This is a genomic window from Thiothrix nivea DSM 5205, from assembly GCF_000260135.1.
In the GTDB taxonomy this organism is placed as follows: domain Bacteria; phylum Pseudomonadota; class Gammaproteobacteria; order Thiotrichales; family Thiotrichaceae; genus Thiothrix; species Thiothrix nivea.
Genome location: NZ_JH651384.1, coordinates 4533998 through 4554177 on the forward strand (window position 1 = coordinate 4533998; position 20180 = coordinate 4554177).

General features: G+C 58.5%; 19 protein-coding genes. 10 read left to right on the plus strand and 9 right to left on the minus strand.

From position 1 onward, the window contains the following. The first annotated feature begins 66 nt into the window (after positions 1-66). Entirely contained in the window at positions 67-1107 is a 1041-nt protein-coding gene (locus tag THINI_RS22455) for an IS5 family transposase (protein ID WP_002710256.1), read from the plus strand. A 141-nt stretch (positions 1108-1248) separates the two neighbouring features. On the opposite strand, the gene prmB is transcribed toward THINI_RS22455, so the two are convergent. The 4 genes from prmB to THINI_RS22475 form a co-directional block, all read right to left on the minus strand. Next, positions 1249-2148, minus strand: a complete 900-nt coding sequence (gene prmB / locus THINI_RS22460; RefSeq protein ID WP_002710781.1) for a 50S ribosomal protein L3 N(5)-glutamine methyltransferase — start codon at positions 2146-2148, stop codon at positions 1249-1251. A gap of 114 nt (positions 2149-2262) precedes the next feature. Beyond that, positions 2263-3720 carry a sensor histidine kinase gene (locus tag THINI_RS22465; protein WP_002710782.1) on the minus strand — a complete coding sequence of 486 codons (1458 nt, stop codon included), beginning with the start codon at positions 3718-3720 and terminating at the stop codon, positions 2263-2265. Between the two features lie 9 nt (positions 3721-3729). Beyond that, entirely contained in the window at positions 3730-4575 is an 846-nt protein-coding gene (locus THINI_RS22470; RefSeq protein ID WP_002710783.1) for a cytochrome d ubiquinol oxidase subunit II, read from the minus strand. Between the two features lie 126 nt (positions 4576-4701). After that, on the minus strand, positions 4702-5232 hold the full coding sequence (locus tag THINI_RS22475) for a hypothetical protein (RefSeq protein ID WP_002710785.1): 531 nt from the start codon (positions 5230-5232) through the stop codon (positions 4702-4704). A 299-nt stretch (positions 5233-5531) separates the two neighbouring features. Here THINI_RS22475 and mprF point away from each other — a divergent pair, with 299 nt between their 5' ends. The 8 genes from mprF (at position 5532) to THINI_RS22515 (ending at position 14370) form a co-directional block, all read left to right on the plus strand. After that, on the plus strand, positions 5532-8174 hold the full coding sequence (gene mprF / locus THINI_RS22480) for a bifunctional lysylphosphatidylglycerol flippase/synthetase MprF (RefSeq protein ID WP_002710786.1): 2643 nt from the start codon (positions 5532-5534) through the stop codon (positions 8172-8174). Beyond that, positions 8171-9055, plus strand: coding sequence for an alpha/beta fold hydrolase (locus tag THINI_RS22485; protein ID WP_002710787.1), 885 nt, complete (start codon positions 8171-8173; stop codon positions 9053-9055). The genes mprF and THINI_RS22485 overlap by 4 nt, the downstream gene beginning before the upstream one ends. After that, on the plus strand, positions 9052-9240 hold the full coding sequence (locus tag THINI_RS22490; protein WP_002710788.1) for a hypothetical protein: 189 nt from the start codon (positions 9052-9054) through the stop codon (positions 9238-9240). Before THINI_RS22485 ends, THINI_RS22490 begins: the two co-directional genes overlap by 4 nt. A gap of 128 nt (positions 9241-9368) precedes the next feature. Continuing rightward, a complete protein-coding gene (locus tag THINI_RS22495; protein ID WP_002710789.1) occupies positions 9369-10157 on the plus strand; it encodes a helix-turn-helix transcriptional regulator in 789 nt (262 codons plus the stop codon). Positions 10158-10260: 103 nt separating this feature from the next. Next, positions 10261-10506: a hypothetical protein gene (locus tag THINI_RS22500; RefSeq protein WP_002710790.1), complete on the plus strand. Its 246-nt coding sequence runs from the start codon at positions 10261-10263 to the stop codon at positions 10504-10506. Next, a complete protein-coding gene (locus THINI_RS22505) occupies positions 10503-11945 on the plus strand; it encodes an MbnB/TglH/ChrH family RiPP precursor modification enzyme (protein ID WP_002710791.1) in 1443 nt (480 codons plus the stop codon). The genes THINI_RS22500 and THINI_RS22505 overlap by 4 nt, the downstream gene beginning before the upstream one ends. Before the next feature lie 59 nt (positions 11946-12004). Continuing rightward, entirely contained in the window at positions 12005-14038 is a 2034-nt protein-coding gene (locus THINI_RS23895; protein WP_002710792.1) for a YncE family protein, read from the plus strand. Positions 14039-14103: 65 nt separating this feature from the next. Further along, complete coding sequence (locus THINI_RS22515) at positions 14104-14370, plus strand: hypothetical protein (protein WP_002710793.1); 267 nt, start codon at positions 14104-14106, stop codon at positions 14368-14370. Positions 14371-14433: 63 nt separating this feature from the next. Here the strand turns inward: THINI_RS22515 and THINI_RS22520 are convergent, their stop codons facing one another. The 5 genes from THINI_RS22520 to THINI_RS22540 all read right to left on the minus strand — a co-directional run bounded on the left by THINI_RS22520 (position 14434) and on the right by THINI_RS22540 (position 19014). Continuing rightward, the gene (locus THINI_RS22520) at positions 14434-16332 is read right to left on the minus strand and encodes a phosphoenolpyruvate carboxykinase (GTP) (RefSeq protein ID WP_002710794.1); all 1899 of its coding nucleotides are present in this window, start codon (positions 16330-16332) and stop codon (positions 14434-14436) included. Positions 16333-16689: 357 nt separating this feature from the next. Next, a complete protein-coding gene (locus THINI_RS22525) occupies positions 16690-17631 on the minus strand; it encodes a MarC family protein (protein ID WP_281054706.1) in 942 nt (313 codons plus the stop codon). A 31-nt stretch (positions 17632-17662) separates the two neighbouring features. Next, a complete protein-coding gene (locus THINI_RS22530) occupies positions 17663-18382 on the minus strand; it encodes a DUF599 domain-containing protein (protein WP_002710797.1) in 720 nt (239 codons plus the stop codon). Positions 18383-18430: 48 nt separating this feature from the next. Next, positions 18431-18781, minus strand: a complete 351-nt coding sequence (locus THINI_RS22535; protein ID WP_154724486.1) for an efflux MFS transporter permease — start codon at positions 18779-18781, stop codon at positions 18431-18433. After that, the gene (locus THINI_RS22540) at positions 18739-19014 is read right to left on the minus strand and encodes an HlyD family secretion protein (protein WP_040839735.1); all 276 of its coding nucleotides are present in this window, start codon (positions 19012-19014) and stop codon (positions 18739-18741) included. Before THINI_RS22540 ends, THINI_RS22535 begins: the two co-directional genes overlap by 43 nt. 261 nt (positions 19015-19275) lie before the next feature. On the opposite strand from THINI_RS22540, the gene aroE reads away from it, so the two are divergent. Beyond that, the gene (aroE, locus tag THINI_RS22550; RefSeq protein WP_002710798.1) at positions 19276-20100 is read left to right on the plus strand and encodes a shikimate dehydrogenase; all 825 of its coding nucleotides are present in this window, start codon (positions 19276-19278) and stop codon (positions 20098-20100) included. Positions 20101-20180: the final 80 nt, after the last annotated feature.

The window sequence follows — 20180 nt, forward strand, 5'->3', positions numbered from 1 at the left end:
AAAACCCCCGTTCCCGCGCCGACTATGCGAAAATAGCCACTTGACCGACAAACAGCCCCGATCACGATGAGTAAGAAAAGCGCCATCAAAACCAGTCTATTTGCCGCTGAAGAGCGGGAACAGAAACTCGACCGTAAGGGGGACCTGTTGTCCACGCTGGAAAAACACGTCAAATTTTCCGATCTGGCTGCTGAAATCGACCGGATTGCCCCGCGCCCCAACCGAAAACAGGGAGGCCGTCCGCCCTACCCGACCGAACTGATGGTGCGGGTGTTGGTACTGCAGCATCTGTATAACCTGTCGGACGAAGCGCTGGAATACCAACTGCTTGACCGGCTGTCCTTCCAGCGCTTCTGCGGTCTGCGGCATTCCAGCAGCATCCCGGATGCCAACACCCTGTGGGTCTTCCGTGAACGGATCAGCGCGGCAGGAGGTGCTGATGCCTTATTTGATGCCGTGCAGCGTCAGTTGCAGCAACACGGGTTCATTGCCCGTGGCGGGCAAATCGTTGACGCCACGCTGGTGGAGGCTCCCCGGCAACATTTCCGCAAAGCGGAGAAAGAAAAGCTGGTACAGGGTGAAACACCACCGGAGTGGACGGACGCGCAACGCCGCCAGAAAGACACCGAAGCCAGTTGGACAAAGAAGCATGGCAAAAGCCACCACGGTTACAAGCTCAGCATCAGTGCCGACCGGAAATATAAACTGATCCGCAAACGCCACGTCAGCACCGCCAAAGAACACGACACCAACCACTTTGAAGACGTACTTGATCCCGCTAACACCAGCCGTGACGTGTGGGCGGACAAGGGGTATGAGGACAGGGCGCGAGAACAACGCCTCCAGCAAAACGGTTGGCGGTTGCACATCCAGCACAAAGCCAAACGTGGCAAGCCGCCATCCGAATGCCAGAAACGCCGCAATACCCGTATCGCCAAACCACGTGCACGGGTCGAGCATGTGTTTGGGGCGATGTTGGCGATGGGCGGAAAACGGATCCGCAGCATTGGGTTGGCGCGAGCAGAATTTGGCCTAAGCATCAAGGCGGCTGTTTACAACCTGCGGCGGCTTTGTTCGCTCAAAGAAAGCGGAGTTGCGCCCATTTGAGGGGAAATCCCCCCAGAATCCGCAAGAAGGCGGGAAAATAGGCATAAAGTAGGCTTGATACACCCCAAAAATGGGTTGGCTTGATTATTTTTTAACAAAATACCGGAAGGGTAAAGCTAAGTGCTGCGCTACTCCGGCTTTTTAGAGGTTCCCTTTTGCCTGATCGGCGGTAAGGAGGAAAACTCCATCACCGCCGCGTTCAAATTCCAGCCAATGAAACAGCACATCTGGGTAGGCAGCCTGTAGCGCATACTGGCTGTTGCCCACTTCCACCACCAGAATGCCATTGTCGGTCAGGTGTTCCGCAGCCTCGCGCAAGATGCGGCGCACATGATCCAGCCCGTCATGGCCGGAAGCCAGCGCCAGATCAGATGGTTCGTGCAGGAATTCAGGGGTGAGGGCGGCCATGTCGTTAGCATCCACATACGGCGGGTTGCTGACGATAATGTCGTATTGTCGGCCTTGTAGGTTGTCGAACAGGTCGGATGCTATTGCTTCCGCCTGTCCGGCAAGGTTGTGGCGCTCGATGTTGGTCTGCGCGACTCCCAGCGCATCTGCCGAAATGTCGCTGAGGTCAATCTGAGCATGGGGGAAAGCATAGGCACAAGCAATTCCAATACAACCACTTCCGGTGCACAGGTCAAGTATGTTGTGAACTTCATGCGATTCGATCCAGGGCGCAAACTGTTTTTCGATGGTTTCCGCAATCGGTGAACGCGGGATCAGCACGCGCTCATCGACGTAAAAAGGCAGGCCGCAAAACCAGCCTTCGTTGGTCAGGTAGGCGGCGGGTTTGCGGGTTTCCACCCGCTGGCGGATGATGTCCGCGACTGCTTCACGTTCGGCGCTGGTCAGGCGGCTGTCGAAATACAGGTCGGGCGTGTCTGTCGGCAGGTGCAGGGTGTACAGCACCAGATAGGCGGCTTCGTCGAAAGGAGAAGCCATGCCGTGCGAGAAACTCAGCTCGGCCTCGGCAAAGCGGCTTGCGCCCCAGCGGATGTAGTCCTTGATAGTTAGCAGTGCAGTGTGATCGGAGTCCATGATGTTTTTTATCCGGTTCAGGGTGGTATATCTTCGCGTATTTTCAGTGTTGCTGAAAGGTGAAATCAGCAAATTGTTCACAGGGGGGGATGTCCAGATTACATCAAGGGTTTCTTAGCCCACACAATTGAGTCGCAGGGTGACGCAAGCGCCGTGGGGTTCAAGGCTGCTGAGCAGCAGTTTGCCGCCGTGGGCGCGCGCGAAACGTTGCACCATCGACAGGCCGAGGCCAGTGCCGCCAACCCGGTGGGTGTTGAAGGCGCGGATGTTGTTTTCCAGCAGGTCGGGCGGGAAACCGGGGCCGTCATCGCTGACGCTGATGGTGAGGATGCTGTTTTCCAGCGCGGCCTTGACGGTGATGGTGCCGGGTTCACTGTCCAGTGCCTGCCGGGCATTGAGGATCAGGTTCAGCAAGACCTGACGCAAGCCGGTGTCGGGCAAACGGCAGACTATAGCGGCGGGAACCTCCTGGTGCAGGCTGATGTGTTCCGGCATCTGGTAACGCGCTAGCGTCAGCAGGTCGCTGATAGCCTTGTCGAGCTGTACACTTGTCAGTTGTTCGGGCTGGTGGTGCGCCTGATCCAGCAGGCTGTTGAGCATCTGGATCATGCGGTCGATTTCCTGCCCGACCAGTTCAATGCGCTCCTTGTGCGGCACGTCTTCGCCGCTGTCGGCGATTTCCCGGCGGATGTTGGTGCAAGCCATTTTCACCCCGGCCAGCGGGTTGCGCAGTTCGTGTGCCAGCCGCGCCATCACTTCGCCCAGCGCCGCCAGCCGTTCGGTATTGGCGAGGCTGCGCTGCTGTTCGATCAGGGTGCGGGCGGCTTTTTCCACCTGTTGTTCCAGTTGTTGCTCGTATTGCAGGTGCTCGGCCTCCAGTTCGGACAGGCGTACCACCAGGGTGTTGTAGTTTTCCATCAGCGGCTGGAGCGTGGGGTCGACGTTTTCTGCCGGGATGCGCTGGTACTGGCGTTTGCCCAGCGTTTCCATCAGGTAGCCCATTTGCTGCAAGGGGCTGAGGATGCGCCGCCGCATCAGGGTTAGCAGGATGGCGGCGGCCAGCGGCAGGGTCAGCACCACGATCACACCCAGTTCCAGCTCAAAGCGGGAAGCCTCGAAAATGCTTTTGGTCAGGTCTTTGTGTTGGCGGGATTCCTGCTGGAAGATTTCACGCAGGATGTTCATGACCGTCAGCAGGGTTTCGCGTGGGTGGGCGCTTTCCACTTTCAGTACCTGCTGCGCCTGCCGGATGCTGGCTGAGGTGCTGTTTGCCAGATACCCCACGCGGGTCAGCAAATCCTGCAAAGCTTGTTGCAGGGCAGAGCGCGACTCGGGCGGTATGCTGCTGCTATCGGGTAACTGGTGGGCAAGCGTGGTTTCGACCTGGGTCAGGGTTTGCTGCAACTGGTCCAGATGGTCGATATGGCGGGAGGCAGGCAGGATACGGTCATACGACAGCCACGCCAGCGTCAGTTGCACCACCAGCGACACCAGTAACAGGCCGCCGAGTACCGCCACCGGTATCCACAGGGGCTGGATATTGCGTGCTGTCGGGTTGTGCAGGAATGACATGCTGGCTCCTTAAGCTGCCGGTGGTGTCTTGTGGTTATCGTGCTGGCCGGAAGGTTTGCTGGACAGTAAGTACTGGAAGCCATTATAGGCCAGTATCACCGGTAACAGCAGGCTGATGCCGAGGATCATGGACAACAGGGTCTGGTTGGAAGCGGCAGCTTCGCCCAGCGCCAGCCTGCCGGGGATGATGTCCGGATACAGCCAGGTAGCCAGCGCGCTGAATGCCAGCAGGAACAAGCCCAGCCCGGCAAACAGCAAGGAGCGGCGGCCATGTTGGTAACAAACGCCCAGTAGCAGGTAAAACAGCACCACACCGACACCGATCAAGCAGCTGGCGGGTGACACCCAAGCCGGCAGGCCGCCGCAGCAAACCGCGCCCAATACCAGCCCTTGCGCAATGGCAGCCAACAGGCTGCCCCAGCCGTACAAGCCATGCGCTAGCCCCGGCTTGCGTTGATGGCGGTTGGCAATGACGCCCGCCCGCCGCAGCAGCAGCCCTGCCAGCAACAAGGCCAGCGGCAGGCGCAGGCTACTGGCGATCAGCGCAAAGGCCGGTGGAAAAGCGCCCAGCATGATCATGCCTGCCAGCAGCAGCCAGATTTCATTCAGGCGATTCAGCCCCGTTACCCTCACCCCCCAACCCCCTCTCCCGGAGGTAGAGGGGGGGCAAGAAGCCGCCGTCCTTAGCCCCTCTCCCTCCGGGAGAGGGGTTGGGGTGAGGGTCTTCGGGAGAAGGTTCAGCAATGACAGTATGCCAACCCCAAGTTCAAAGCCATCCAGCATGACGTACAGGGCGAGCACCAACCCCAGCAGGACGAACCAGACCGTGGCGAGGAATGCGTGCAGTTCGTTCATGGCTACCCCCCCAACGCGCTTTGCACCGCTTCCAATGCACCCGGCCAGTAGGGCTGGTCATTGTTGGCGGCGGCGCTCAGCAGCAGGGTGGGTTTGCGTGTGGTTTTCATGGCTGAGTCTCCTTGCTTACAGGGAATTGATGATCATCTGTAATTCCTGCTGGACTTTGGCCAGTTGCCCGTCGGTAATGGCTCCGGGGATTTCGGCCGGGGTCTGGAGCAAGTGGCCAATTTTTGCCTGCATAGCGCTGATCTGCTGTTTGTAGAGCGGGTCAGTCCAGTATTCGTCGGCTTCGGTCATGGCTTTGTCCAGCGCCTTTTGCACTTCGCCCAACTGGTTGTCAGCGCCCACCGCTTCGTGGCCGGTGTCCTGGTCAATGACGACGTTTTGCAAGTGGAAACGGGCTTCGATCAGGTCGATTTTCAGCGGGCTGTCGCTGGTCATGTCAGTCCAGCGGGCGTTGGAATAGTTCATGGCGCGTTCTGCCGAAGCTTCAAGATGTTGGCCCAGTTGTTCCAGCTCGGTGGTCAGGTCATAACGGGGCGCGTTACTGACGGCGTTATTGCCGGCGTGCGCCAGACCGGCTACCAGCAGGGAAACGCTCAGACCAATGACGGCTACTCTGGCCAGACGGCTTGGGTTGGGTCGTGTATTCATGATCGGCATACTCCTGTTGAAAATGGTTTTGCTTGCAGGGTGTTCAGCATATTCCGTGCCATGCTTATAAGGTTATGTTCTTAAGGCATATTTTTCTGATCTTGGCAATGGGGGTAATGGCAGTGGGGGATATTCCTTACCCACTTGCCGCAGTGGTGGGTAAATGGTGAATATTCCCCGCTGCTAACCGACAATTTGCCACTCTTGCTGCAAGTGCATGATTGGCAGGGAATAAAATGGGTGGAACGTTTTTTGCTAGGCAGATGCTCAATTCGGGATAACAGGATCAGGTGTGCAGAATGGCTTTCAATAATGGAACCGGTTTACGTGGCAATCTGGCGGTGGCCAAGCTGCTGCAATGGTTGCGCTGGCTGTTGCCCTTACTGGCACTGATGCTGGCCTTGGGCGCGGCATCACGCGAGTTTCGCCAGATTGACATGGGCGCGGTGCACGCCACTTTCAAGCAGATCAGTTTGCCCGCTACCTTGCTGTTGATTGCGGCGGGGATGCTGGTGGTCAGCCTGAATGCGTTGTATGACGTGCTGTTGCTGCGCTGGCTGCGGCTCAAGGCCAACGTGGCCTATGTCGCCCGTCATGCCTGGCTAGCCAGTGTGCTGAACAATGTGGCTGGCTTTGCAGGCATGACCGGCGCGGGTATCCGCTACCTGGCGCTGGGCAATGCCGGGGTGACGGGGCGGGATGCGGTGGCCTTCGCCGGGTTGGTGCTGTTCAGTATGCCGGTGGGTCTGTCGGTGCTGTCGACCTCGGTGCTGTTTTTACACACTGACATGCTGGCGCAACTGACCATGCCGCTGAATCTGGCGGTGTTGGTACTGGGCCTGGTCAGCCTGTACTGGGTGCTGTTCCTGCTGGTGGCGGGTGGTGGCGGGTTGCACAAGCGCTTGCTGGCGGATACGCCGCCACTGGCGTTTCCACAACGGCTGGGTTTGTTGCTGGTTTCCCTGCTCGATTGGCTGGCGGTGGTATTGCTGCTGGACTTGTGCCTGCGGGTGGTTGGGGAACGCTTGCCGCTGGATGTGTTGCTGGCGGCGTTTACGGTGGCGGCCACGCTGGGTTGGGTGAGCATGGTTCCCGGCGGCCTGGGGGTATTCGAGGGAACCATGCTGGTGTTACTGGGTGGCGTGGCGGATGACGCCAGTCTGGTACTGGCGGCTTTGCTGCTGTTCCGGGTGGTGTATTACTTCATTCCGTTCCTGTTTGGCGTGCAGATGCTGTCGGGGATGACGCTGGTTAAGGAAGGCGGCGGCATGGATGAGTTTATCCGCCGTTTCCAGGCGCACCCCTTGCTGCGGCTGGGGCAGGTTCCGCTGCGCTTTCTGGGGCAGGTCAGCACCCAGGCGCTGGCTTATTTGACGTTTGCGGCGGGGGTATTGCTGCTGGTGTCCGCCGCGTTTCCGGCGGTGGCGACGCGGCTGGAAGCCTTGTCGCTGTATATGCCGCTGATTTTGCGGGAAGGTTTTCACCTGTCCAGCGTGATCGCGGGGGCGTTGCTGCTGGGGCTGGCGCGCGGCATCAGCGCGGGGATGCGCGGCGCTTACCACACCACCCAGGGCGTGTTGCTGCTGGGCATTGTGGTGACGCTGCTGAAAGGGCTGGATTACGAGGAGGCCATGCTGCTGCTGGTGTTGTCGGCCTTGCTGCGCGCCAACAAGGTGGCGTTCCGGCATCGGGGTTATCCGCTGACTAGCCGCCGCAGCCTGCGCTGGTTACTGGCGGCGGGGCTGGCTTTGCTGTTGGCAGCGGGACTGGGGGAAATCTTGTACGGGTCGGAGCAGTTTACCGTGCGCCTGGGCGCTTTCGGCCACGGGGCGGATGCGGCGCGTTACGCACGCGCGCTGATCGTGATGCTGCTGACGTTCCTCGCCTGGCTGGGCTGGACGTGGTTTTCGATGCCGCTGCCCGCCAGCATGAAATTGCCGGATGCCGGGCTGCTGGAACAGGCGCGGCGTTTCTATACGGGGGTTGGCCAGACAACTTATTCCTACCTGACGTTCCTCGGTGACAAATACCTGCTGATGGGTGGGGCGGAAACGGCGCTAATCCAGTATGGCCAGCAACGCAACCACCTGATTGCGCTGGGCGACCCGGCGGCGGCAGATAGCGCGGGTGTGGCGGAAGGCATCCGTGCTTTCCGCAGCATGGCGGAGGATTACAACCGGGTGGCGGTGTTCTACCAAGTGGATGAAGCTAATTTGCATTACTACCTGAACGCTGGGTTTGCGTTGCTGAAGCTGGGGGAAAAGGCGCGGGTTCCGCTGGAAAATTTCACCCTGACCGGCAAAAAGGCGCAGAAGTTGCGCACAGCCCTGAATCACGGCACACGCGATGGCCTGAGCTTTGAGGTGGCGCAACATCCGCTGCCGGAGCCGCTGTGGCGAGAGTTACAGGCTGTGTCAGACGCCTGGCTGGAAGACAAGCAGGCGGCGGAAAAAGGCTTTTCGCTGGGGCGTTTTGAGCGTGCATTTCTGGAACAGTGCAGCGGTTTTGCGCTGGTGCGGCAGGCGGGCAGGCTGATCGCCTTCGCCAGCGTGACGCCGGATTTCGGTAGCAGGGAAGAATACCGTATCGACCTGATGCGCCATCTGGCGGATGCGCCTAACGGGACGATGGATTTCCTGTTCGTCAACCTGATGAAGCACGCAGCGGAAGCGGGGTATCGCTGGTTTGACCTGGGTGTCGCGCCGCTGGCGGGGGTGGGGGATAGCGTGTGGTCGCCGCGTGAGGAACGGCTGATCCGGCTGGTCTACCAGTACGGCAACCATTTTTACAATTTCAAGGGCTTGCGCGATTACAAGGATAAGTTCAACCCGCAGTGGCGCAGCCTGTATCTGGCCTACCCGCGCGGGGTGTCGCTGGCTTCGATCCTGCTGGATGTGGCGGCGCTGGTGGCGGGTGGCTACCGTCAGGTGCTGATGAAATGATTTGGCGCGGACTGCTTGGTGGGTTGGCTATCGCCCTGATTGCAGCGGATGCCTGGTTGTGGCCGGTTCCGGCCAATTTCCTGCATTACCTGGGGTGGCGGCTGACCAGTTCCGTAGCGGTGGAAGCGGGCAATATCAGCCTGCATGGCGCACGCATCCATTATGTGGCGTATGGGGAAGGCAAGTCGGTGTTGCTGCTGCACGGTGGTTTGAGCAACCGGTTGAGCTGGTTTTCGCAAGTGCCATGGCTGGTGGAATCGGGGCGCAAGGTGGTGTTGGTGGATACGCGCGGGCATGGCGAATCCACGCTCGGGCATGGCGAGCTGAACTACCACCAGTTTGCGAAAGATGCCATTGAGGTGCTGGATCGTTTGCATATCCCACAAACCGACATTATCGGCTGGAGCGATGGCGGTATTACTGCCCTGTTGCTGGGGCGTGACTGGCCACAGCAGGTGGGGAAAATCGTCGCCATCAGCGCCAATTTCGACCCTTCCGGCCTGACGGCGGAGGCGAATACGGATTTGCAGGCGGAAGATGCCCAACCTGCCGGTGGGGTGTGGCAATGGCTCAAGGGGTGGTGGTCAGGCGCGGGGGAGCATTACCCGACGCTGGCCAGTAAAATCCGCCATTTGTGGCGTACCGAACCGCGTTTGAGCCGCGCCGATTTGCAGGCGATCCGTGCACCGGTGCTGGTGATGGTGGGTGAACGCGATGTGATTACGCTGGAACATTCCACGCAACTGGCGAATGGGCTGGCGGATGGTCGGTTGGTGGTGGTTGCCGGAGCGGGTCATGCTGCGCCGGTGACTCATGCGGATGAAGTTGACTGGCTGGTGGCGGCATTTTTGGGAATTGATAGCCAGGGAGAAGGGTCATGACGAAAGTGGACGGGATGCTGGTGTCGTGGAAGCTGTATGTGGTCGGCGCGCTGCTGTTGCTTACCCTGTTGATGGCGACTTATGTGGAGCAGTTCCTGTGGATGATCGTGCTGGCAGCGGTGGTGATGATCGCGCTGGTGCTGGTTTTCGTGGTGTGGAAACTACGCAGTTATTCAGGGCGATAAGGGTGATGTGTACGGGGTTGCCCCAGTATAGGGGAGTGCCACTTACAGGTTGAAATTTACCAAGTTTAAGGGATTTATAGACGCCTTCAATCATAATAACGTTGATGAAACGCGAGAGGAGAGGGCTTATGAATCCAGATCGTATTGTATGGGCTGATTTACGCACCAACCGGATCCCTGATAGCCATGCCTGCCTGATACCTGCCCACTGGCGGGTTGAAAAGGCTGAAACCCCTGATTACATCACCTACATGATTGCCCGGCTGTCGCCAGGCTTGCTGGTCTTTGAATTTGACCGCCCGGACATTCCATCCCTGACCAGCCTGGGTCATATCCGGCGGCGCTTTGCCGCCATCCCGCTGCTGATGTTGACAGAATACCATTCGGAGGCATTGGCGGTGTGGGCCTTGCGCAACCGTGTCAGCGACTATCTGGTGGTTCCCGTTACGCAGCAGGAACTGGCGGACAGCGTGGCGGAGGCCATCGCAACGCCTGGGGCAGGCGGGGCAAACTGCCCGCGCGGCGGCAACCCGATCCCCAATGAACTGCGTTTCCATGCAGTCACCTGCCACAAGACCGCAGCGGCGGTGATGTACGTGGAGGCGCATTACCATGAACCCATCCGGGAGGAAACCGTGGCGGAGGTTTGCGGCATGAGCGTCAGTGCTTTCAGCCGCACCTTCCGCAAGGAGCAGGCGACCACGTTCCGCGAATACTTGCAGGATTACCGGATCCGCAAGGCGTGTGAGCTGTTGCAGCACCCCGGCGTGAATGTGACGGATGCCGCCTTTACCGTTGGTTTCAATGACGCCTCGTATTTTGCTAAGCGCTTCAAGCAGGCCGTGGGGAAAACACCTAGGGTTTTCCAGCAGGAAAAGTCCCGCCCCATGCAAAACATTACCCGGACGGCTGCATAGGATTACCCGTAAGCCTTGCAGCGCCCGCTTATAGTAATCCCTGTCACCGCTGTCCGGAATCAAGCCGTGACAGTTTTTAATGAGATGCGACAGGAGATTAATCATGGAAAATATTGAAAACGAGGCTGTTGTAAGAATCGGTAATACTGCGCCCAAAATTGTACGGGTGAAAATACCCGCCAAGGCGGCTTATAACTTTGATGCCTTGGTCAAGATCAACAAGGCAGTCCTGGGACGGTTGGGGTGTGAAAACTGCCATTCCGGTTTTGACATCCGCCATGAATTTGAGCAGGAGTTCCTGGTGGACGCCAACCTGAACGTGCGTGCGCCAGAAGAGCTGTTCCGTTGACGGCTGCTACAGTGCAGGTGCCTGCATTGGGTGTCGGGGCCGTTTATGTCCCCGGCCTTGAGCCGTTGTTGGACATGCCTGACTCGCCGGTGCAGGTGCTGGAAATCGAACCGCAAACGCACTGGCGTTTCCAGGCCAATGCCAGCCAACCCTATCAGGCGGATGATGCCGTTTTCCATGCGCTGGCAACCCTGCCGCAAGCACGGCTTATCCACGGCGTTGGCTTTCCGGTCGGTGGTTCACGAGTACCGGACATGCGCCATCTTCCTACCCTGCGCCACAATATCGGGCAGGTGGGTGCTTGCTGGGCTAGCGAGCACTTGCTGTTCAACCAGGCCACCCAGGCAGGTGCAAGCTTCAACACCGGCTTCATGCTGCCGCCGTTGCTGACCTGGGAAGGGGTAGAAGCGGCTGCCGCTACCATCCGCGCCATCAGCCAGCGTTTGCCAGTGCCGTTTGCGGTGGAAGTCGGTGTCAATTATTTGCGCCCGCGCACGGGCGAGTTGAGCGACGGGCAGTTCGTCGCCGCTGTTTGTGAGCAGGTGGATTGCGGCATCCTGCTGGACTTGCACAATGTCTGGAGCAATGAGCGCAATGGCCGGCAAAGCGTGGAAGCTTTCCTGGGCGAGCTTCCACTGGAGCGGGTGTGGGAAATCCATCTGGCGGGCGGGCGTGAACTGGATGGTTACTGGCTGGACGCGCATTCGGGGGGCATACCGCCCGAAGTCATGCGCATTGCCACCGCTATCGTGCCTGCCTTGCCACGGCTGGGCGCGATCATCTTTGAAATCCTGCCTGATTATTTGCCCCGTTTCGGTCTGGATGGGTTGCGTGGGGAGTTTGCAAAGATGCAGCGCCTGTGGGCATTGCGGCAACCCCGGCCTTGCCCGAAAAGTATGCCGGCCCAAGGTGTTGCGGGCATTTCTTGCCAGCCGGCGGGCGGGGCGCCGCTATCCCCCCGGCAATGGGAGGACAGTCTGGGCACGCTGCTGGTCTACCGCCAGGCTGACACGCCACTGGCGCAGGAGCTGGCCGCTGATCCGGGAATTGCACTGATCCGCAAACTGGTGTGGCGTTTCCGGGCGGGCATGATCTGGAGTTCGTTGCGCTTGACCTGCCGGCTCATCATCCTGCACAAGGGGCAGCCATACTTCGACCAGTTGCTGGATGGCTATTTCGCCCAATACCCGCCGCAGGCTTTCGCCGCGCAGGAAGTGGCAGGGTTCGCGGCGTATCTGCGCGCCAGCTGTGGGCAGCTTGCCTATGTCTGCAATGTGCTGGCTTACGAGACAGCCAATGCCCGCGTGCTGACCACGGGCGAGGCGGAAACCGTGGCTTTCGGGCATGAACCGTGGGCAATCATCACCCCTCTGGGGCAGGGGCTCATGCCGGATGCCCCACCCGCAGGCCACTACGAAATCGAGATTACACCGGAATAACCGGGTGCAACACCCTGACAGACAGCGGGGTTAAACCAACATAAAATGGGGAACACATTATGTTTACGCAAATCGTCAATGGGCTGGGCGGCGCAATCGGCTGCCGCTACCTGCCAAGCCGCAACCAACTGCTGTTCGTCGAGTACGACGGCAAAATTTCCGTCATCGACCTGATCAGGCCATTGCTTGCCACGGTGTCGCAGGGCACGACCGTGCTCAAGGGTACCTGGGTATTCGACTGTGAAACCGGAACCCTGGGCGGGGCGGGGTCAACAGGCGACATCTGGTGGGAACAGATGACCACGACAGCGCGGCAAATGATGCCGGTCAATGGCGCGAAAATCGTTAACCTGGGGGCGGTTGACTGGAATAGCGTTACCCATGCCACGCTCCAGACCCTGAGTTTCAGCACGACGCCGATTCCGGGCAACAATGATGCCAGCAACCAGCTGACTGATGGCGACATCTTCGCCGTCCTGACCAATGCGGGCAACTACGCCAAGGTGCAGGTGCTGGATTACGGTTACAACATGAGCGTGCGTTGGGTGACGTATCGGGTGGGGCCGAAGTACCGGGTGCTTGGCACGGGCTATAGCAACCTTGAGGACATCGCGGCGACCGCCAGCGAAACCACCGCTTACGTGACCGAGCGCAGCGGCAATTTCCTGCGGGTGTCACTGGCCAGCGCCAACCGTGCCAGCGCTACTGTACTGGCCAGTGGCCTGGTTGCGCCGCAACAGCTGTTCCTGGATGAGGCCAACGGCTATGCCTACGTGGTTGAGTTCAGCCCGACAGGCCGACTGGTGCGGATCAGGCTGGCGGATGGGGCCATCACCTCGCTGGCCAGCAACCTGAACAATGCTGTCGGCCTGGTGCTGACCGCAGACCGGCAATACGCCTACGTCAGTGAGCAGACCGAAAAGGGCGGGCGTATCGTCAAAATCACGCTCAGTACCGCCAGCAAGCAGGTGGTGGCCACTGACCTGACCCAGCCATTTTTCCTGACCTGGGCTGATGCCAGTGAGGAGCGGCTGTTCGTCACTGAACGTGGCACAGCCAGGCGGCTGTCAGCCATCGACCTGACGCAGACGCCTGCCGTGGTTACGCGGGTGGAAACAGGGCTGCCGGCCAACCCTTCCAGTTGCGCGTTGGTCGCGGCGGGTAAATTACTGATCTGCTGTAATGCTGAAGTCGATGAACTCGATGTCGCAGGGCTGGGCATATCGCCCTCCACCCCCTTGCTGATGGGCATAGGCAAGGTGCCGTTTGACCGGATTGTCGGCGGGTTGGCGGATACGACGGTCGACCCGGCCTACCCGTACCAGTTCCACAACCTGCCTTTCGGTGGCCTGTTGCCGTTGCTGGTCAACCACCAGCGGGCTTTTGCCATGGGCGCGCGCTTTTATCAGGTGTTGGTGGATGGGACGCCGCGCTTTGACGGTTACACGGATTACCGCTGGAATACCGCCCTTGGCCATTATCAGGCGCGTACCCAGGCGGCGGTGAATGTGGGGGGCGCGGCTGGCTGCTACCCGGTACGGCCTCCTTCCGAGCTGTTCCTGTGGCTGAGTCCTGCGCTGGGTTTGCAATTGGATAGCACTAACGGTTTGGCCAATTCGATGCATGTGATCAGGGTCAGGTTTGTTGACGCCGCGGGTGGTACGGTGGCCTACAGCGATCCGCTCGGTATCATGGTTAACAACCAGCCCTGTGTGGCGACTATCGGTTTGCCAACCCTGGGCGGGGTAGCGGCTGACCCGGCCTGCGGGACATTGCGGTATGCGCCCGCAGCACCGGGTGATGTGGTCATGCCTTTCAGCGCCTCGCACCCAGCCGGGTATGCAACCTACAGTTTCAGCCTCGTCAAGGGGGTCAACAAACTGACTCCGCCCAGCATGGGTGGGGAGGTTGCAGGTGCGCCTACCCAGGTCACCGCAGCGGTGACGGCATTGCTGGGAAGCTGCATCGCCGCGCCGGGCGTCGCCGGCTTTGCCGAACGTGTTTACGTGGCAGCGAAAATGATCAACGGGGAAAGCCGCCAGAGCCAGTATGATGCGTCGGCCATGATAGCCTTTGTGCTTGCGCCGGCCTGAGCAGGCAGAAGGAAAATTACCCTGAAATGTGGAAAAATTCACATTAACACGGATACGGAGGCTGAATGGATATACTCAGGGTAACCGCTGACGATCACGCCAGACTTGCACGGTGGCTAGAAGTATACATGCCTGATCAGCCAGTGTTTGCTGCAAGCTTTGCGGAAGCCGAGCTGGAACAGCTGCACGGTTTTACGGATTTTTTCCTGGCAAGGGTAGAGGGGCTAACGAACGAATTCAGCGAGTTGCTGAAAGATCCATACTGGAACGTGGTGTGTGAGTTTGCAGGTGAGATTTTGGCAGATTTCTCAACAGTTTCCCATGAAACCTGAGCAAGCGGGGCAGATGCTACAACCCGGTGGCATCTGCCCTACACTGGCCTCCAACCCGTCAAACTAGCTGGTAGCCGACAAATCCCACACTGCCGGTGAATGGTACAGCCGCGCCAGTTGCAGTTCCCGCTCGATTTCCATTTCCCTCGGCAGGTGGTCACCGAACAGGGTGAACAGTTCTTCCTGCTCGTTGGTTTCGTGCCGGGCAATGTCGCGGTTGATGTTCATGATGGAATAGAAGTCTTCCTTGCTGAATTCCAGCCCTTTCCAGTTGAAATCATCGTAGTCGGGAACCCAGCCGAGTGGGCTTTCCACCGCGCGGGCGACGCCGTTGCAGCGGCGTACTACCCATTCCAGTACGCGCATGTTTTCGCCGAAGCCGGGCCAGATGAACTTGCCGTCCTTGTCCTTGCGGAACCAGTTGACGCGGAAAATTCGCGGTGGAGTACTGACATTACGCCGCCCGATACGCAGCCAATGCCGCCAGTATTCACCCATGTTGTAGCCGCAGAACGGCAGCATCGCCATCGGGTCGCGGCGGATTTCAGCTTGGCCGATGGCGGCGGCGGTAGCTTCGGAACCCATGGTGGCGGCCATGTAGACGCCGTGTTCCCAGTTATAGCTCTGGAAGGCCAGCGGGAAATGATGGCTGACCCGCCCCCCGAACAGAAAGGCGCTGATCGGCACGCCCGCGGGTTTTTCCCAGTCCGGGTCGATGGAGGGGCAGGCGGAAGCCGGGGCGGTGTAACGGGAATTGGGGTGTGCAGCGGGGCGTCCGCAGCCGGGCGTCCAGTCCTCGCCTTTCCAGTCGATCAGGTGTGCGGGCGGCTGTTTGGTCATGCCTTCCCACCACACATCGCCGTCGTTGGTCAGCGCGCAATTGGTGAAAATACAGTTTTCCTTCAACGCATCCAGTGCATTGGGGTTGGAAACTTCGTTGGTGCCCGGCGCGACCCCGAACAGGCCGTACTCCGGGTTGATGGCGTAGAACTTGCCGTCATTGGGGTTGGGTTTGATCCAGGCGATGTCATCGCCCAGCGTGGTGACTTTCCAGCCTTCATAACCTTTGGGCGGTTGCAACATGGCAAAATTGGTCTTGCCGCAGGTGCTGGGGAAGGCTGCCGCCACGTACATTTTCTTGTGTTCGGGGGATTCCACGCCCAGCACCAGCATGTGTTCCGCCAGCCAGCCTTCGTCGCGCCCCATCACTGAGGCGATGCGCAGGGCGAAGCATTTCTTGCCGAGCAGGGCGTTACCACCGTAGCCGCTGCCATAAGACCAGATTTCGCGGGTTTCGGGGAAATGGGTGATGTACTTGTCTTCGATATTGGGCGCGCACGGCCAGGGAACGTCTTGCTCACCTGGTTCCAGCGGCGCGCCGACGGAATGCATACAGGGTACGAATTCGCCGTGATCGCCGAGTACGTCCAGCACATGTTGCCCCATGCGGGTCATGATGCGCTGGTTGACCACCACGTAGGGGGAGTCGGTGATTTCGACGCCGATGTGGGCGATGGGGGATTTCAGCGGCCCCATGCTGAAGGGAATGACATACAGCGTGCGCCCGTGCATACAACCCTTGAACATGTCCTTGAGCAGTAGCTTGCACTGGCGCGGTTCCATCCAGTTATTGGTGGGGCCGGCATCTTCTTGGCGGGGTGTGCAGATGAAGGTGCGCTCCTCGACGCGGGCGACATCGCTGGGGTGGGAACGGGCGAGGAAGCTGTTGGGGCGCTTTTGCGGATTCAGGCGGGTAAAAGTGCCGTGTTCCACCATTTTATCACACAGGCGCTGGTATTCCTGCTCGGAACCGTCGCACCAGTAAATCTGATCCGGCTCGCACAGCATGGCCATGTCAGCCACCCATTCCAGCAGTTGCCGGTTTTTGGTGTACTCCGCGCCGTCGCGGATGATGAAGTTTTTCTGTTCTTCGGGACTGTAGGGCTTTTTGGCAATGGTCATTGGTCATCCTCCCTGGATGTTACAAAGACCTCCTCCATTTATCAGTGCCTGATCTCCTTTTTCTGGGCAGAATTATCCGCTTTGTATGAGCAGAATGACACTTGTTGCCATCTTTCAGGAGGATTTAGCGGTGTCTTAAATTATGTGTCATTGAGATGCCACTTGCTTGATGCAGGTATAACCATTGTCATACTCTGGGCGCTATGAAGACCGCAATATCAATACCCGATCCAGTATTCCAGGCAGCGGAGCTGTTTGCCCGTCACTTTGGCATATCCAGAAGTGAGCTTTACACGAAGGCGGTTGAAGAATACGAGGGATTGAAATTAAGTTTGTCGATCTTTTGAAACAGGTCACTCAACCCAACCCCGGCAGCAGTACTTTCAACCCTTCGGTAATAAACCCAACCGCAATCGCCGCCAGCAGCAGCCCCATAATCCGGTTGGCGATATTCAGCCCGGTAGCGCCCAGCCATGTGGCGAGATATTCCGCCAGATACAGCACAATCCATACCAGCAACGCCAGCACGGCAACCAACCCGACTAAAATCCCGATCCAGCTCCACTGCGGGTTCTGGTGGGCATAGATTATGACGGTGCTGATTGCGCCGGGGCCAGCTAGCAGGGGAATGCCCAGCGGTACTACGCCAACCTGTTCCTTATTCGCAGCTTCATTGGCCTCTGCTTCAGTATGGCGCGCATTGCCGCCAGCGGCTTTGGCGTGCAGCATGGCAATGGCCATCAGCAGGATCAGGATGCCGCCCGCAACCCGGAAGGCCGCAATACTAATGCCGAAAACCTGTAACAGAGCTTGTCCGGCGACTGCGGCAAGCGTCAGCACGATGCCGACAGTCAGGGCGCTTAAGCGTGCAGTTTTACGCTTTTCGGCTTCGTTGCTGGTGCTTGTTAGGGAAATGAACATCGGCACTGCGACCAGCGGGTTGACGATGGCAAGCAGGCCGATGAAGGTATGAATGATGTCGTGCAGATTACTCATGGGTGGATAGGGTTTCCATGATGACAAAAATCCGCCGGGATATTGCACCCGGCGGAATTGGTGCATTTCCTCATGCGAATGCACGTCTTTCCACACGGTGTACTGGTACATGCCCATCGGGTTGAGGGGCGGGTCGCTGTTGCGCATATCCATCGCGCCGCCGCCAAAGCGCCCGGCCATCGGGTGGATGACGATTTGCAACAGTTGCTCGAAACCGAGGAATCCGGGGTGGGAGGCTGTGGTGATACAGACCTTGGGGACAACCTTCATCATGGTTTCGTAACTGTCGGGGCGGTTGGCGATGTCAGGTGAATATTACCGGCGGCATGCAGGATCAGGCTTCATCCGGTAGGTTGCAATGTTGTTTGCCGACGAAACACTCGTTACGGGGAATGCCGGTATACGCCGGGAAGTCGATTTTCCACATCACTGTCACCAGCAGCACGCTACCCAGCAGCAGCCAGCTAGGCCCCATCAGCCACATACCGAACGGTAATATCATCAGGAACGCGCGCATCCCCAGGGTGAAATGTAGGGCACCACGTTGTAGCGCATTGATGATGAATTGTTCAGGCAGGGAGTGCCCATCTTCCTTCATGCTGCTGGCAGCATTGAGCATGAAAGCCGTGTGGTTGTAATAGCGCACGGTCAGGGCAAAGTTAAAGAAGGCAAAGAAAAACGTCATGATCAGCAGCAGGAAACGTGACAGCACCACGCGGGGGTGCTGGCTGCTCAGCATGTCCAGCACATGATTGAAATTGTCCAGACTGTTCTTGTTGGTGAGGATGAAGCTCAGCAGGCCAGCCACCAACAGGATGGCGGTCGAAGCCAGAAAACTGGCTGACATCAGGGCGTTGCGTAGGGTTTGCACCGCCAGTACGTCGCCCGGAGGACGCTGCATGATATGCCGCACCCAGGCGCTGCGGGCGCAGCGATTAATGCCGATGTCGGTACGCAGGGGGTGATGTCTTATCATCCAGAACAGATACAAGTGATAACTGACCAGCAAGGTCATGGAAATGGCAAGTAAGTAATATTCAGCAAATTTCATCATCTTCTTCGTAACTCGGGTTTAGCCCGTATATTAGCAAAATCATAGATACTATTCTCCGGGTGGGGAAATAACGCCGACAACAATCATGAAACAGGCAGTAGCCAGATTGCGGTCTTTGAGCAATTGCAGCTTGACGATGCTATCAGGGCGTGACCATGAGCGGGCTACGAAGTATAACAGTGCCAGCACGCTGATAGCCGCCACTACCTGAATCAGGCCGGAATCGAACCAGTTTTTCTGGTTGCCCTGATCCAGCATCAGTTGCAGGCTGCCGATACCCACCGCCATGAACAACACGCCCAGCCAGTCGGCTTTCACCCTGTGACCGGATTCAACTTGCAGCAGCGTCCATACCATCAGCAGGTTGAGTATGCCGACCGGCAGGTTGATGTAAAACACCCAGCGCCAGCCCAAATGTTCGGTGATATAACCGCCCAGACGCTGCTGCTGTCGATCATCGGGAACAGGTCTTCGCCGATGGTGATGTAATCACCGGGCTGGATGTTGACTTCGCCGAGAATGCCATCGGTAGGCGCGGTGATTACGGTATGCGACAAATCCAGTTGCGCCTGCGCCAGCTTCAATTGCGCGCTGCGGATTTGGGTGGCAGCCTGTGCGCCTTCCGCCTGCACGGAATCAATGGTTAATTCTTGCGGTCGATGAGGGTAACGTCGACGGAATCGTCGGCGTATTCACGGATTTTCTGGGCGCTTCCCAGCCCGGCGAAATTACCACCGAGAATGACAACGTGTGGCTTGTTCAATTCGCACCGCTGTGCAAGCAGGCAAACGGGTGGAGTTCGCCGAAGTGGGGGAAGAATTCCGGGTAGTGCTGGAATTGTCATTTCTGTCCGTGTAGCATCCGCCAGATTTGAATCCACAGTTTTTTCGATCATGAACCAAACAGAAAAACCTGACCGTTATGCTGTTTTCGGCAACCCGATTGCCCACAGCAAATCCCCTCGCATCCACACTCTGTTTGCCGGGCAGACCGGCGAAGCGGTGGAATACTCGGCATTACTTTCCGAGCCGGAAGAGTTTGCGCAGGATGTCATGATGTTCCTGGTCACGGGCGGCAAAGGCTGCAACATCACCGTGCCGTTCAAACAGGAAGCCTGGGAACTGGCGGATGAGCTTTCCGATTACGCTGCCCGCGCCAAAGCCGTGAACACGCTGGCTTTCCGCGAAGATGGCACGATGTACGGTGCAAACACCGACGGCATTGGCATCGTGCGCGACCTTGAGCAAAACCACGGCATTGCCCTGCAAGGCAAGCGCATCCTGCTGTTGGGTGCCGGCGGCGCGGTGCGTGGTGTACTACAGCCCATTCTGGAAGCACAACCTGCCAGCCTGTTCATCGCCAACCGCACAGCCAGTAAGGCGCTGGAACTGGCGCAGGACTTCGCGGAATTCGGTGCAGTTTCCGGCGGCGGCTTCGACACCATTAGCGGCCAGTTTGACCTGATCATCAATGGCACGGCAGCCAGCCTGCAAGGAGAACTGCCGCCTTTGCCGGATGCTTGTCTGGCGGCTGGTGGCAGCACTTATGACATGATGTACAGCGCCAAGCCCACCGCATTTGTCGAATGGGGCAGGGCGCAAGGCGCAGCGCAAGCGCTGGATGGCCTGGGAATGTTGGTGGAACAAGCCGCAGAAGCCTTTTTTATCTGGCGTAATGTGCGCCCTGATACGCAACCGGTATTAAAACAATTACGCTAGGAACTCGCTGCCAGCTGATAAATATCAGCCAATTTCTCATGGTGTTATGCCAACCTGAAAGCAAGGTTGGTAACCAATAA

Excerpts from the sequence above, each read along its gene's own strand:
- THINI_RS22500 (WP_002710790.1), top strand. The coding sequence starts at position 10,261 with ATGGAAAATATTGAAAACGAGGCTGTTGTAAGAATCGGTAATACTGCG.
- THINI_RS22465 (WP_002710782.1), bottom strand. The coding sequence starts at position 3,720 with ATGTCATTCCTGCACAACCCGACAGCACGCAATATCCAGCCCCTGTGG.
- aroE (WP_002710798.1), top strand. The coding sequence starts at position 19,276 with ATGAACCAAACAGAAAAACCTGACCGTTATGCTGTTTTCGGCAACCCG.
- prmB (WP_002710781.1), bottom strand. The coding sequence starts at position 2,148 with ATGGACTCCGATCACACTGCACTGCTAACTATCAAGGACTACATCCGC.
- THINI_RS22520 (WP_002710794.1), bottom strand. The coding sequence starts at position 16,332 with ATGACCATTGCCAAAAAGCCCTACAGTCCCGAAGAACAGAAAAACTTC.
- THINI_RS22495 (WP_002710789.1), top strand. The coding sequence starts at position 9,369 with ATGAATCCAGATCGTATTGTATGGGCTGATTTACGCACCAACCGGATC.
- THINI_RS22515 (WP_002710793.1), top strand. The coding sequence starts at position 14,104 with ATGGATATACTCAGGGTAACCGCTGACGATCACGCCAGACTTGCACGG.
- THINI_RS22475 (WP_002710785.1), bottom strand. The coding sequence starts at position 5,232 with ATGAATACACGACCCAACCCAAGCCGTCTGGCCAGAGTAGCCGTCATT.
- THINI_RS22530 (WP_002710797.1), bottom strand. The coding sequence starts at position 18,382 with ATGATGAAATTTGCTGAATATTACTTACTTGCCATTTCCATGACCTTG.
- THINI_RS22485 (WP_002710787.1), top strand. The coding sequence starts at position 8,171 with ATGATTTGGCGCGGACTGCTTGGTGGGTTGGCTATCGCCCTGATTGCA.
- THINI_RS23895 (WP_002710792.1), top strand. The coding sequence starts at position 12,005 with ATGTTTACGCAAATCGTCAATGGGCTGGGCGGCGCAATCGGCTGCCGC.
- THINI_RS22490 (WP_002710788.1), top strand. The coding sequence starts at position 9,052 with ATGACGAAAGTGGACGGGATGCTGGTGTCGTGGAAGCTGTATGTGGTC.
- mprF (WP_002710786.1), top strand. The coding sequence starts at position 5,532 with ATGGCTTTCAATAATGGAACCGGTTTACGTGGCAATCTGGCGGTGGCC.
- THINI_RS22470 (WP_002710783.1), bottom strand. The coding sequence starts at position 4,575 with ATGAACGAACTGCACGCATTCCTCGCCACGGTCTGGTTCGTCCTGCTG.
- THINI_RS22455 (WP_002710256.1), top strand. The coding sequence starts at position 67 with ATGAGTAAGAAAAGCGCCATCAAAACCAGTCTATTTGCCGCTGAAGAG.